Source organism: uncultured Rothia sp. (assembly GCF_963555405.1).
In the GTDB taxonomy this organism is placed as follows: Bacteria; Actinomycetota; Actinomycetes; order Actinomycetales; family Micrococcaceae; genus Rothia.
Genome location: NZ_CAUVVO010000004.1, coordinates 1 through 14,143 on the forward strand (window position 1 = coordinate 1; position 14,143 = coordinate 14,143).

The following is a 14,143-nucleotide window of genomic DNA, read 5'->3' on the forward strand; positions in this document are numbered from 1 at the left end:
GGTACTGCACTTTTGTGGGTGTGGGAGAGTAGGTCACCGCGGGTTTTTTATTCAATAGCCCCGGCTTCGCCGGGGCTATTTTTGTTTGGGGAGGTCGTTAGACCTCCCCATTTGTCTTTAACATCCCATCAGTACGGGTGCACGGAAGGTGTTCTCTATACTAAAATGGTATGGCTTATGTTTAGGCATTAGCGGGTGTATCTAAGCACCCCTCATAGAGTTGATGCCTCAGGCAGCGGTTCGCCCGAATCGACTGCATACCCTACCCGCCCACACTGGCGGATACCTCCCAAGGAGATTCATGTCTGAGACCCCCCGTCACGAGTCTAACGGCTCCGGCCCCCGCCAGCACCGCAAGAACAGCGGAGGAAAGGACTTCCGCTCCAAGAAGGGCGGCAAGAACTTTGGCGGCAAGGGCGGTTTCAATCGTAACGACCGCGGAGGCAAGAAGTTCGACGGCCGTCGCTCCGACTCCCGTTCCAAGGCACCTCGCTCCAACGGTCCCGAGGCTGAAGCACCTCGCGAAGAAGTACGCAGCATCGGTGGCCGTGCAGGCTACCGCCCCACAAAGCCCAAGGCACCGGAAATTGACGACGACATCACCGGTCGCGAGCTGGACGGCGCAACCTTCCGTCAGCTGCGCGCCCTGGAGCCGCGCAACGCAGAAACTGTTGCAAAGCACCTCGCCATGGCTGGTCGCTACCTCGACATCGACCCCGAATTCGCACTGGAACACGCGGTTGCTGCATCCCGCAGCGCAGGCCGTATTGCGGCAGTACGCGAAGCAGTCGGCGTAGCCGCATACGTGGCAGAAGACTTTGAACTGGCGCTGCGCGAACTGCGCACCCACCGCCGTATCAGTGGCTCCGTAGACCACCTGGCACTGCTGGTGGACTGCGAACGTGCGCTCGGCCGCCTGCCCAAGGCAATGGAAATGATTGCTGAATTCAAGAAGGAAGAGCTGCCCGCCAACGTGCGCGTAGAGCTTGCCATCGTTGAATCCGGTATCCTCAGCGATCAGGGCAAGAAGTCTGAAGCTGTTGTAGCGCTGCAGATTCCTCAGCTGAACCCTAAGCGTGCCTTCGAGTACAGCCCCCGCCTGTTCAGCGCATACTCCGACGCGCTGGCTAACGCAGGCCGTAACCAGGAAGCAGAACGCTGGGCACGCCTCGCGTTCATGGCGGAAGCAGCACTGGGCCAGGGCAACTTCGCAGAACCCGAAATCTTCGATATGTTCGGTGAAGCAGGCCTCTTCGAAAAGGAAGAGAAGTCTGTAGAAATCACTGAGCCTGCAGAAGAGACTGCTGAAGCTTCCGCAGAAGAAGCGCCTGAGGCTCAGGAAGAGGTAGCTGAGGCTGAGAAGACCGAAGCCGCTGAGTCCGAGGCTGAAGAAGCAGAGGAAACTTCCGTAGAATAAGACGGCAGAGAATCTAAGGATTCTGAATACTTGACCTCAGTGTCAGCAACCGCTGGACGCACCCCTGAACGGGGGAGGCGTCCAGCGGTTTTGCACATAATCGCCGGAAGGCACCAACGCTGGAGTGTCTAACAGGTACGATTAATAGCGACAACCGCCAGAGACCCCGAGAGGAACACTCTATGACCACGAATGCACTCCTATCCCGCTACGATGCCCTCCTCTCCGACCTGGACGGCGTAGTCTACGCAGGCCCCTTCGCAATCGAAGGTGCGCCCGAAGCCCTCAACCGCGCCGAAGAAGAACTCAACGTACCGGTCATCTTCGTCACCAACAACGCATCGCGCTCCGTAGAGTCCGTTGCAGAACACCTACGTGAACTGGGTGTGCATACCCGCGCAGAACGAGTCGTCAGCTCCGCACAGGCAGGCGCCGCACTGCTCGCACAGCACGTACCCGCAGGCTCCAAGGTGCTCATCACCGGCACCGATGCCCTTGCCGACTGCGTTCGTGCGGTAGGCCTCGAAACCGTACTCAAGGAAGAAGAAGGTCCCGTAGCCGTCATCCAGGGCTTCAACCCGAAGATCGGCTGGGAAGACCTTGCGGAAGCCGCCTACACCCTCGCAAACCCTGAGGTACTGTGGATTGCCACCAACACCGACCAGACCATCCCCAAGGAACGCGGCCAGGCACCCGGTAACGGAACCCTCGTAGCTGCCGTAGCAACCGCCTCCCGTCGTACCCCGCTTGTTGCTGGCAAGCCCGAAGCGCCCATCTTCCACACCGCGGCAAAGGCCGTGAACTCCAGCCGCCCCGTCATCGTGGGTGACCGCCTGGACACCGACATCCTCGGCGCCAACAACGCAAAGATGGACGGTGCACTCGTCCTCACCGGCGTACAGACCTACCAGGACGTCATCGAGGCTGTGCCGGACCAGCGTCCGACCTATATTCTGCGTACCCTCGAGGACTTCTTCGCACCCTACCCCGAAATTGAGGTGCTCTACGAAGGCTACGAAGTCACCGCAACCGGCCCCACCTGGCAGGCACGAGTCCGCGGTGAAAACCTGAGCCTGACCGGCCCCGAGGTTGAAGACGCCGAAGCATTCGCGGGCAGCGAGAGCGAAGCCGAAGCATGGCGTGTAGCCTGCGCAGCATGGTGGGCGGCAAACCCCGAACAGGGCGCACGCCCCAACATCCAGGGGATTCCCGGTGCCTAAAGACCAGGACACTAACAACAAAGCGGCGGAAACCACTGAGCTTGACGCAGAATTCGAGCGTCAGCTGGCGGCGACCCTCGCCATGGACCCTGTAGAGCGCGTCAAGCGCCTCGAAACGATGAGCGAGCAACTGGAAAAGGACCTCGAAAACCTCTCCTAGCTTGCGGCGGTGAACCCTCAGAACGTTATCGTCTGAGGGTTCACCGTTACTAGATAACCCCGTCACCAGACGACGACAGAAAGAAGACAAGGATACGTGCGCCTCGATAAATACCTGGTCGAAGCCGGATTCGTGAGCTCCCGAACCCTCGCCGCAAAACTCATCGCGGCAGGAGACGTGCAAGTCAACGGCAAGGTTGCACGCAAGGCATCTATGATCGTGGGCCCGGAGGACACCCTCTACGTGCGCCAGAGCGAGCTGACCGAATACGTCAGCCGCGCAGGCCACAAGCTCGCCGGTGCCCTTGATGCGTTCCCCGATATTGAGGTGGAAGGCAAGCGTTGCCTGGATGCGGGCGCATCTACGGGAGGCTTTACCGACGTGCTACTTCGCCGAGGAGCCGCCCATGTGGCCGCTGTGGACGTGGGACACGGACAGCTCGTGGATGCACTACGCGAAGAACCACGAGTCGGCGTGTACGAGGGGCTCAACGTTCGTTACATGAAGCCCGAAGATATTGGCGGGCAGGTTGAGCTGACGGTCTCCGATCTTTCGTTCATCTCGCTGACCCTGGTCATGGAGGCGCTAGCAAACGCCACCGGAACCGGCGGCGACCTGGTGCTCATGGTCAAGCCGCAGTTCGAGGTCGGTAAGCACCGCATCGGACGCGGGGGAGTGGTCTACGAAGAATCCGCCCGACGTGAAGCTGTGGAGAAAGTGCAGGCCTCTGCGGAGAGTCACGGATTGCGCGTGATGGGTATGGAACCCAGCCCGCTCCCCGGACAGGACGGCAACGTGGAGTACTTCCTCTGGTGCCGAAAATAAATAGTGTTCTAGGCAGTCTGAGAAAAGCCGCCCGGTAACGCAGGAAGCGTTAAGTGTGGGGTTTCTCGGGCTGCCGTGCTATTCACGGGCATTTTAGAGATGTCCAACTGTACGTTATTCGAAATAATTTTCTAAAAATAGGGTAGTTTAGAAAATCTTCGAGAACATATTCGGTATGATAGGTGTAGATACACCATCTCAATACCCCAATATCACCGCCCCAACACTGATGGGAGAGAGTCGTCATGGCAGAACAGGAAAGCCGGGCAGCACAGGAAGCGGTCGCGCAGACGGCCGCTACTGGTGCGCGCCAGGTATCTGAAGGGTCGACGGAACATCACCGTAAAATCCTCGTCTTTGCCCACGTGGGACGCAAAGAAGCACGAGACGCCGCCCGCCAGGCGTGCACCCAGCTCTATGAAGCGGGACTTGCGCCCGTCATGACTCGCTCCGATCTGGAGACTCTGAGCGAAAACTGGGACGAGCCCGTCCCCGTGCAGGTCGTGCACGAATCCGTGGCGCTCATCGATATTGAACTCGGCGTGGTGCTCGGTGGTGACGGCTCGATTCTTCGCGCCGCCGAAATGGTGCGCCGAACCAGCATTCCGCTCATTGGCGTGAACTTGGGACACGTCGGCTTCCTTGCCGAATCCGAAGAGAGCGACCTGAACGAAACCGTTCGCTGCATCGTCAACAACGAATACACCGTTGAAGAACGCATGGCAATCGACGTGGAAGTCTGGAACGACGGTAAGCGCGTGCACAGCGATTGGGCGCTGAATGAAGCCAGCGTCGAAAAGGGCAACCGCGAAAAAATGATTGAAGTCATTATCGAGGTGGACTGCCGCCCGCTCAGTAGCTTCGGCTGCGATGGCGTGGTCATGGGAACCCCCACCGGTTCGACCGCCTACGCTTTCTCCGGTGGCGGCCCGGTCGTCTGGCCCGAAGTTGAAGCGATTCTCATGGTGCCGCTCTCGGCTCACGCGCTCTTCGCGCGCCCGCTAGTGGCAGCGCCGACCTCCACCCTGGCGGTAGAAATGATGCCCGGAAACGGTGCCTCCGGCGTGCTCTGGTGCGATGGTCGCCGAACCGTGGAACTGGACCCCGGCTCCCGTATTGAGGTGCGACGCTCTGAAAAGTCGGTGCTGCTCGCCCGTATTCACCCGGCTCCCTTCTCGGAGCGACTGGTGCGTAAATTTGAGCTTCCGATCCGTGGCTGGCGAGGTCCGCAGGATACTGAGAAGCACTAAAGAAAAGGAATGAACGTTCGTGATTGAGGAAATCCATATTCGAGACCTCGGCATCATCACCGATGCGAGGCTCCCCCTCGAACCCGGATTCTCCGTGCTGACGGGCGAGACCGGCGCAGGTAAAACCATGGTCGTCACCGCCCTCGGCATGCTCCTGGGCGCCCGCTCCGACGCATCCAGCGTGCGCAACGGTGCCAAGAGCGCCCTCGCCGAAGCAGTGATTCGCCTGCCCCACGGGCACCGCGCCCTCGAACTTGCCGAAGAAGCCGGCGGCACCGCTGAGGATATCGACGAACAGACCTCCGAACTGCTTCTGGCACGCACCGTCAACGCCTCGGGACGCTCCCGCGCCCACGTCGGCGGTTGCTCCGCACCCATCGGAACCCTGGCACAGATTGGTCAGACTCTTGTCGCAGTCCACGGCCAGTCCGATCAGTTGCGCCTCAAGTCTGCGGCGGAGCAGCGCCAGTCCCTCGACCTGTATGCCGGCGAAGAGCTCGCCAACCTGCTTGAGAAGTACCGCGAAAACTACGAGCGATACCGTGCTGCCGCTGCGGAGCTGAAGGAGGTGCGCGAAAATTCTCGGGCACGCGCCCTCGAAGCGCAGACTCTGCAGGGCGCCCTCGAAGAAATCAGTGCCGTCAACCCGCAGGCAGGGGAAGAAGAAGAGCTCAAGGCCGAAATGGTGAAGCTCATGAACGTGGAAGCGTTGCGTATTGCTTCTGCGACCGCTTCCGCGGCACTGAGCGGTAGCGAATACTCCACCGGCGATGAGCAGAGCGTCATGAGCCTGCTCGATGCAAGCCGCTCCGCACTACAGGCACAGGCAGATGCTGACGAGGAGCTTGCCTCCCTCGCGGCACGCGTCAACGAACTGCTGATTCTGACCACCGACATCTCCTCGGACTTGTCCTCCTACATGGCTTCCCTGGATGTTGAGGGTCCAGAGCGTCTGGCACAGGTACAGACTCGTCGCGCCCAGCTGGCGACTCTCACCCGCAAGTACGGTGCCGATATTGCCGAGGTCCTCGAATGGGCTGAAGAATCCCGCGCACGCCTGGAGACCCTGGTGGACGATCCGCAACGACAGGAGACTCTCGAAACCGAACTGGTGCAGCTACGCAAGGTACTCGGCGCCCAGGCAGAAGAGCTGACCGCCCTGCGCCGTGCCGCAGCGCAGAAGCTGGCAGATGCCGTCAGTGAAGAGCTCACCGCTCTTGCTATGCCGAACGCATCCCTGGTTGTGGAAGTTGCCGAAGCTGAAAAGTTCTCGGTGCACGGTCGAGATACCGTGACCTTCATGTTGGCACCGCACCGAACCGCCGTGCCGCGCCCGCTCGGTAAGGGTGCCTCCGGCGGTGAGCTCTCCCGCGTGATGCTCGCTCTGGAAGTAGTGCTTGCCGAAGTGGACCCCGTACCCACCTTCATCTTCGACGAGGTGGACTCCGGTGTGGGCGGTAAGGCAGCTATCGAAATCGGTCGCCGCCTCGCCATGCTTGCCCGGCACGTGCAGGTTCTGGTGGTTACCCACCTGCCGCAGGTTGCCGCCTTCGCGGATCAGCACATCCTCGTGCTGAAGAATGATGACGCGTCCCTCTCGAAGGTCAAGGTGCTTTCCGAAGAGGAACGCGTGGTGGAGCTGGCGCGAATGCTCTCCGGTCACGACCAATCAGAATCGGCGCGAGAACACGCCCGAGAGCTGCTGGCAGCCGGTCGAGAAGTGCCGCAAGGACGCTAAACCTCGGCGAATAATAGCGACGACCGAATGCTCGGAAGAGGTACCTTTCGGCGAATAGACCACTAAAGATATTGAGGAGCGCGCAAACGCCTCAGAAAGTTGTCGGTGCATCCCACACCGGTGACCGATAGCGACGCATGGAGCGCAGAGGATGTGAGATACTCTGTGAATGCTCCTACACGTGCTTCTACACGGCGCGGCGGGAATATTAAAGCCCCCGCTCCGTTTACAGTGGTGATAAGGACAAATAGGGGAGGGATAGCCGCCTGAGAGAATCCTCTCGCGGCATAACCCTCTGCTTGGATAGCAGACAAGAAAATGGTAGGCTTAAATTCCGTGGTGAATGAAAAAAATAACGCTCTGAACGCGTCCTCTAACGACAAGGTAACCCGCCAGATTTTCGTGACCGGCGGCGTTGCATCTTCTCTCGGTAAGGGCCTATCGGCCTCTTCCCTCGGTCAGCTTCTTCGCGCACGTGGCCTCTCTGTGACCATGCAGAAGTTCGACCCCTACCTGAACGTCGACCCCGGTACGATGAACCCCTTCCAGCACGGTGAAGTCTTTGTCACCGACGACGGTGCTGAAACCGACCTCGACATCGGACACTACGAGCGCTTCCTGGACGAGAACCTCGACCAGTCCGCTAACGTGACCACCGGCCAGGTCTACTCCTCCGTCATCGCAAAGGAACGCCGCGGCGAATACCTCGGCGACACCGTCCAGGTTATCCCTCACATTACTGACGAAATCAAGGCCCGCATGCGTCACGCAGCGGAAATTGAAAACGCACCCGACATCATCATCACCGAAATCGGTGGTACCGTCGGCGATATCGAGTCCCTGCCCTTCATGGAAGCAGCACGCCAGGTACGCCGCGATGTCGGTCGCAAGAACGTCTTCTTCCTGCACGTCTCCCTGGTGCCCTTCATCGGCCCCTCCGGCGAGCTCAAGACCAAGCCGACCCAGCACTCCGTCGCAGCACTGCGCGGCCTGGGCATCCAGCCTGACGGTCTGATTCTGCGCTGTGAGCGTGAGGTCCCCGCATCGCACCGCTCCAAGATCGGTAACGCATGCGACGTGGACACCGACGCAGTCATCTCCTGTGCCGACGCACCCAGCATCTACGACATCCCCAAGACCCTGCACAGCCGGAAGCTCGACGACTACATCCTCGACTACTTCGGCATTGAAGCTCCCGCACCGGACTTCACCCAGTGGGACCGCCTGCTCGACGCAGTGCACCGCCCCGCAGCAGAGGTCAACGTTGGTCTGGTCGGTAAGTACATCGACCTGCCCGACGCATACCTGTCTGTCTCCGAAGCTCTGCGTGCCGGCGGCTTCGCAAACAACGTGAAGGTCAACATCAAGTGGGTTGCGGCCGACCTGTGCGCAACCGACGAAGATGCAGACCACCAGCTGCGCAACATGGACGCAATCCTCGTGCCCGGCGGCTTCGGCATCCGCGGCCTGGACGGCAAGATTGGCGCCCTCAAGTACGCACGTGAGCACAAGATCCCGACCCTGGGTATCTGCCTCGGCCTGCAGTCCATGGTCATCGAGTACGCACGCAACGTACTGGGCCTGCGCGAAGCATCTTCCACCGAGTTCGACCCGGAAACCTCCGTACCGGTCATCGCAACTATCGAAGAGCAGAAGCAGTTCGTCGAAGGTGCAGGCGACCTGGGCGGCACCATGCGCCTGGGCCTGTACAAGGCAAACCTCGTGCCCGGCTCTCAGGTTGCTAAGGCATACGGTGCAACCGAGGTGGCAGAACGTCACCGCCACCGCTACGAGGTGAACAACGAGTACCGCGAGCAGCTTGAAGAAGCAGGCCTGCTCATCTCCGGTACCTCCCCGGACTCCTCGCTGGTCGAGTACGTGGAACTGCCCGCAGAGGCACACCCCTACTACGTGGCAACTCAGGCACACCCCGAGTACCGTTCGCGTCCGACCCGCCCGCACCCGCTCTTTGCGGGCCTGATTAAGGCTGCTCTGGAGCGCCGCGGCGCCTAATATCTAGGCACAAACGTTCAGCATCCCGCTCACCCCGTAACTGGGGAGAGCGGGATGCTTTCGTTTAAACGTGAGTGTGGTCTACTCTGCGCCCATACCTGACGCGCCAAACGTAACCGAGCAAAGAAGCCGCCTACAATGAAAGAATGAGCAACAATCAGCAGATTATTGATGCACCCTCCGAACGCACCATCCGTACTCGCACCGTGAAGTACAGCGGCTACGTGATCGAAACGACCGTTGAAGAGTACGAACTCAACGAAAACACCGTGCTGACCCGCGACGTCGTGGAAATGCCCGGCGCCGTTGCCGTAGCGGTTCTCAACGAGAACAACGAACTGCTGATGCTCAACCAGTACCGCCACCCGGTGCGCATGAACCTCTGGGAAGTACCCGCCGGACTGCTCGACATCGACGGTGAAGACCCCCTGGTCGCCGCGCAGCGCGAACTCGCTGAAGAAGCCGACCTGCAGGCTAAGACTTGGAACGCTCTGACCGACTACTTCAGCAGCCCCGGCGCAACCAGCGAAGCAGGTCGCGTCTACCTGGCGCGCGACCTTTCGGAGCTGCCCGCCGAAGAACGCAGCGAACGCACCGAAGAAGAAGCCGAAATGACCTACTGCTGGGTGCCCCTCACGGAGGCGGTACAGCTGGTACTGGGCGGAAAGGTGCACAACGCGCTCGCTATCCAGGCTGTGCTTGCCACCTACGCGGCGGCGCAGAACAACTTCGAGGGCCTGCGCAAGGCTGAGGACGGCTGGGAGTTCCACCCCTACATGGGCAAGCGTCGCGAAAAGCCGCAGAGCTTCCGCAACCACTAAGAACGGAACACGGGGCAGAACACAGCGCAGGGGAGTAGCCCTGCCTACGGCAAGCCCAAACATCAAGCCCGAGCATTAGAGAGAACCGACAGAGGAGATAGCGTGAAGCAGGCAAAAAGCACGGTGAGCAAGGCGCCCCGTGGCGCGGGTCTGCTTGGCGTGCCTTCTTCTGCCGGTTCCTCCGTGCTGGGTTCTTCTAATCGGGGTTCTTCTGCCCTGGGTGCTTCCCACCAGGAGGCGCAGACCCCGCTCCAGAGAGCAATCGAGCAGTACCTCATCCACCTGCGAGTGGAGCGAGGAAGCAGCGAACACACCATCGCCTCCTACGCGCGCGACCTGCGACGATACAGTGCCTACATGGCAACTCTCGGCGTGATTGATCCCGAACGCATTACCACCGCGCAGGTGCGTTCCTTCATGCGGGAACTCGCCGCGCCCACCGTGCCCCTCGCCGGATTCGAAGCGGGGGAGAAGAACAACCAGAACGCTCAGGAAGCTCGGGAAGCACAGGAAGAAGCCGCAGAATCGCTGGCGCTGATGATCGCTTCCGAATCGGGGCGAGGTGCTGGAAATGGGCCTGCAGGAAACGGGCGCGCCGGGCAGCCGGAAAAAGCCGGGGAGCCGGAAAAAGAAACGCCAACCGCAGAAGGCGCGCCGAGCCTGCCCCTGCCGCTGGGACCGAACTCCATCGCCCGCACCATGGCGGCAGTCCGCGGAGCGCACGCCTTCTGGGTCTCCGCTCTCATAGTGCCCACCGACCCGGCGGCACCGGTCACCCCGCCTAAGAACGTCAAGCGCCTACCCAAAGCGGTTAGCGTAGAAGATATCCAGCGGCTACTCGCCGTACCCGACCGCGAAACCGCCACCGGGCTACGCAACCGAGCCATGCTCGAATTTCTCTACGCCACCGGCGCACGCGTGAGCGAAATGCTCAACGCCGATATTGACGACGTGCACTTTGAAGGAACCCTCACCGACGAAGACGGCATCCAAATCACCCTGCCTGGGTACGTTCGACTCTTCGGTAAAGGAAACAAAGAACGGCTCGTGCCCATCGGTAGCTACGCTCAAAAAGCAATCCAAGACTACCTGGTGCGCGGCCGCCCCTCCCTCGTCGCCCACGGTAAAGGTACAGCCGCGCTCTTCGTCAACGGACGAGGCGGTAGGCTGGGGCGCCAGGGCGCGTGGCTCATCCTCAAAGAAGCCGCCGAAGCCGCTGGGCTCAGCTCCGACTTCTCACCGCACTCCATGCGCCACAGCTTCGCAACGCACCTGCTACAGGGCGGCGCCGATATTCGTGTGGTGCAGGAACTGCTCGGGCATGCCTCCATCGCCACCACGCAGGTGTACACCAAGGTCACGCCCGAGGGGCTCATGGAGGTGTACCGCATGGCGCATCCGCGTGCTCACGAGAGGGGATAAAACCCCGTCAATCCGCGGAACAGCCGCTCTTGAGGTAACCTTATAGACAACGCTTAAACTTTAAAACTTCGAATTCATTGATGAAGGTGAACCATTGACTGAAGCTCAGGCTCAAGAACTCGGCCCCACCGGCCGACCCCTGCGCGTATACCCCGACCCGGCTCCGCTGAGCAACCACGGTCCCGCCCGCATTATCTCTATGGTGAATCAGAAGGGCGGCGTGGGTAAGACCACCTCCACCATTAACCTGGGCGCGGCACTGGCAGAATGCGGCCGTAAGGTGCTGCTGGTCGACTTTGACCCGCAGGGTGCTCTCTCCGCCGGTTTCGGCGCGAACCCGCACGAACTGGACCTGACCGTCTACAACGTCATGATGGACCGCAAAGTCGACATCAAGGACGTCATCCTGCCCACCGGTGTGGAGAACATCGACCTGCTGCCCGCCAACATCGACCTCTCCGCAGCTGAAGTTCAGCTGGTCAACGAAGTGGCTCGCGAGCAGGTTCTCGCCTCGGCACTGCGCAAAGTCCGCGACGAATACGACGTCATCCTCATCGACTGCCAGCCCTCCCTGGGCTTGCTGACCGTCAACGCACTGACCGCCTCCGAAGGTGTCATTATTCCGCTGATTTGTGAGTTCTTCGCACTGCGCGCCGTCGCACTGCTGGTCGACTCCATCGAGAAGGTTCAGGATCGACTGAACCCCGACCTCGAAATCTCCGGCGTACTTGCCACCATGTTCGATGCGCGCACCATCCACTCCAAGGAAGTTCTGGCACGCATCGTGGACGCATTCGGCGACAAGGTCTTCGACACCGTCATCAAGCGCACCGTGAAGTTCCCGGACGCATCGGTGTCTGCTGAGCCGATTCTCAGCTACGCCTCCAGCCACCCCGGCGCAGAAGCATACCGCCAGGTGGCACGCGAACTGATTTACAAGGGTGGCGCACGCTAAAGCCCCCACACCTATACGCCCTCTGCTGAGGTGACTCTCACCCTTGAGTCGCACCGGTAGAGGGCGTATAATTGTGTGGATTCTAAAGACCCCCGCACACTACTCGCGCCGAAAATAGGCGAAGTAGAAGCCACATCTGAGACGGCACCAACAAAAGCCGGGGAGAATAAACCTAAGGAGAATAGGTCGTTTATGACCACGAACGTCGCTGCCGTGAGGGTACCGACACCGAACGCAGACACCGCCGCGAACGCCCGGACTGAGGGCCGCGGCCTGCAGAACCCGGAACGCGGTTTCACCCTCACCCTCAGTAATTTTGAGGGTCCCTTTGATCTTCTACTGACCCTGATTTCGCGCCGCAAACTCGACATTACCGAGGTGGCGCTCGCAGAGGTCACCGACGAGTTCCTCGCATACCTGCACGCCCTCTACGCTGAAGGCACCGAACGCGCACTCGACGAAGCCAGTGAATTTCTGGTCACCGCCGCAACCCTGCTGGAACTCAAAACCGCACGCCTGCTCCCGCAGCATCGTGAACCTCTCGAAGAGGATGTTGCACTGTTGGAAGCACGCGACCTGCTTTTCGCCCGTCTGCTGCAATACCGCGCCTACCGCGAAGTCGCCGATATTTTTGCTGAACGCTGGGCGCAAGAAGCACAGCGTTTTCCCCGCGCGGTAGCCCTCGAAGAACGATTCGCCCAGGCGCTTCCCGAGCTGGTCTTTACCGGAGGCGCCGAAGAGTTCGCCCGCATCGCCGCAACAGCGCTGAGCCGAACCCCCAAAGAGCCTGAACCGGAACCCGAAGAAATCGTTGAAGAACTCAACGAGCACCTGCACGTTCCGCTAACCACCATCGCGGCTGAAGAACACTACATTCTGCACAGCCTGCTCGATACGGCGGCGCGGGAACTGAGCTTCGCCGAACTGGTTCAAGGATCCGGCGAACTAGAAATCGCGGTGGTTCGTTTTCTCGCCCTGCTCGAGCTCTACAAAGAAGGTGCCCTGCACGTGGAACAGGACGCACCGCTCGGAGTCATTCGGGTACTTGCGAGCGCGGCACAGTTCGTGATCCGTGAAGAAACTGCAGACACCGCAGGCACACAGGATGCGCACGAAACCAGCGAAGCACCTGAACCACCAGAATCACCCCAAGTGAACGAATCTGCGAACGAATCTGAAGCTAACACGGGATCGGTAGAGGAGGATTATGAGTAATCACGGCTCACGCTTTGACCGTGAATTCACCCCCGACGACCTTGCGATCGTGAACATGGGCTACTGGGATCCGAACGCAGACGAGGATTCGGAACAGGCAGACTCGGCGCCGGCAGAGGCTGAAATCTCAAAGCCTGCTGAGGCGGACGCTGAGCCGGCTGAGCACGAGGTAGCGGCAGCTCCTCTGGATGAGGTGACCGAAGAAGCTGAGGTTACCGAAGAAGCTGAGGAAGCTGAAGCCGCTGAAACGGTAGAGGACTCCGACGGTTCCGACATTTCCGACGGCTCCGAGGAATCGCAGGAAACCGCACCCCGCGAGTCGAAGAAATCTGCAACGAAATCGGCAGCGAAATCGGCAAAGATTCCGGCGGGAGGCCCCTCCACCGCACCCAGTGTGGCGGTCGATGCCGAAGCCGAATTTTCCAAGGTCGAGGCAATCCCCGGCGGCGTCAAAAGCGCCATCGAAGCAATCCTCGCCGTTGCCGAAGCACCCGTGAGCGTGCGTGAACTCTCCGCCGCGCTCATCGTCAGCGAACGAGCTGTTGAGCACGCGCTCGACCAGCTGTACCGCGAGTACAACGGCGAAGAAAGCGGCTACGGAGAAGACGAAAACCGGGTGGCGCCCGAACCGCGCGGATTCCAGTTGCGGAACATCGCAGGAGGCTGGAAGCTCTACGCCCGCGACGACTTCGCCCCCTGGGTGGCACGCTTCGTGACCCGCTCCAAGAGCGCAACCCTCAGCAAACCCGCCTACGAGACGCTCGCCGTGATTGCCTACCAGCAGCCGGTGACCAGGGCGAGGGTAGCCTCCATTCGAGGCGTAAACGCGGACGCGGCAATCCGTCAGCTACTGCAACGGCAGCTGATTCGTGAGGCCGGTCGTGAAGCCGGAAGCGGCGCGACCCTCTACGAAACCACGGAGCTGCTGCTGGTAAAGCTCGGGTTGAACTCCCTGGAGGAGCTGCCGGCGCTCGCGCCCTTCCTGCCCGATGACACGGAAGCCGCAGTGCTTGCCGAAGGCAACGACTAAGACAACGACAACGAATCAATAAGACGAAGGAACGTTCGGGAAAAGCCTGAAACGTTCGCACTATACGACAGAAAAGA

The 14,143-nt window shown here is 60.4% G+C and carries 12 protein-coding genes; all 12 read left to right on the top strand.

All coding sequences use genetic code 11. The features are described 5' to 3' along the window. The first annotated feature begins 301 nt into the window (after positions 1-301). The 12 genes from RWL87_RS03915 (at position 302) to scpB (ending at position 14,066) form a co-directional block, all read left to right on the top strand. Positions 302-1,417, top strand: a complete 1,116-nt coding sequence (locus tag RWL87_RS03915) for a hypothetical protein (RefSeq protein ID WP_313968984.1) — start codon at positions 302-304, stop codon at positions 1,415-1,417. 182 nt (positions 1,418-1,599) lie between these two features. Next, positions 1,600-2,637 carry an HAD-IIA family hydrolase gene (locus RWL87_RS03920; protein ID WP_313968985.1) on the top strand — a complete coding sequence of 346 codons (1,038 nt, stop codon included), beginning with the start codon at positions 1,600-1,602 and terminating at the stop codon, positions 2,635-2,637. Next, entirely contained in the window at positions 2,630-2,797 is a 168-nt protein-coding gene (locus RWL87_RS03925) for a GTPase (protein ID WP_313968986.1), read from the top strand. Before RWL87_RS03920 ends, RWL87_RS03925 begins: the two co-directional genes overlap by 8 nt. Before the next feature lie 96 nt (positions 2,798-2,893). Next, positions 2,894-3,622, top strand: coding sequence for a TlyA family RNA methyltransferase (locus RWL87_RS03930; protein ID WP_313968987.1), 729 nt, complete (start codon positions 2,894-2,896; stop codon positions 3,620-3,622). Positions 3,623-3,867: 245 nt separating this feature from the next. After that, positions 3,868-4,872, top strand: a complete 1,005-nt coding sequence (locus RWL87_RS03935) for an NAD kinase (protein WP_313968988.1) — start codon at positions 3,868-3,870, stop codon at positions 4,870-4,872. A gap of 19 nt (positions 4,873-4,891) precedes the next feature. Beyond that, positions 4,892-6,610 carry a DNA repair protein RecN gene (gene recN, locus RWL87_RS03940; RefSeq protein WP_313968989.1) on the top strand — a complete coding sequence of 573 codons (1,719 nt, stop codon included), beginning with the start codon at positions 4,892-4,894 and terminating at the stop codon, positions 6,608-6,610. 318 nt (positions 6,611-6,928) lie between these two features. Continuing rightward, positions 6,929-8,623, top strand: a complete 1,695-nt coding sequence (locus RWL87_RS03945; protein WP_313968990.1) for a CTP synthase — start codon at positions 6,929-6,931, stop codon at positions 8,621-8,623. Positions 8,624-8,769: 146 nt separating this feature from the next. Then, entirely contained in the window at positions 8,770-9,444 is a 675-nt protein-coding gene (locus RWL87_RS03950) for an NUDIX hydrolase (protein WP_313968991.1), read from the top strand. A 102-nt stretch (positions 9,445-9,546) separates the two neighbouring features. Continuing rightward, positions 9,547-10,866 (top strand): tyrosine recombinase, encoded by a 1,320-nt coding sequence (locus tag RWL87_RS03955; RefSeq protein ID WP_313968992.1) that lies wholly within the window; start codon positions 9,547-9,549, stop codon positions 10,864-10,866. A 94-nt stretch (positions 10,867-10,960) separates the two neighbouring features. After that, entirely contained in the window at positions 10,961-11,821 is an 861-nt protein-coding gene (locus tag RWL87_RS03960; RefSeq protein ID WP_049345304.1) for a ParA family protein, read from the top strand. A 192-nt stretch (positions 11,822-12,013) separates the two neighbouring features. After that, a complete protein-coding gene (locus tag RWL87_RS03965) occupies positions 12,014-13,036 on the top strand; it encodes a ScpA family protein (RefSeq protein WP_298699649.1) in 1,023 nt (340 codons plus the stop codon). Beyond that, entirely contained in the window at positions 13,029-14,066 is a 1,038-nt protein-coding gene (gene scpB / locus RWL87_RS03970) for an SMC-Scp complex subunit ScpB (RefSeq protein WP_313968993.1), read from the top strand. Before RWL87_RS03965 ends, scpB begins: the two co-directional genes overlap by 8 nt. Positions 14,067-14,143: the final 77 nt, after the last annotated feature.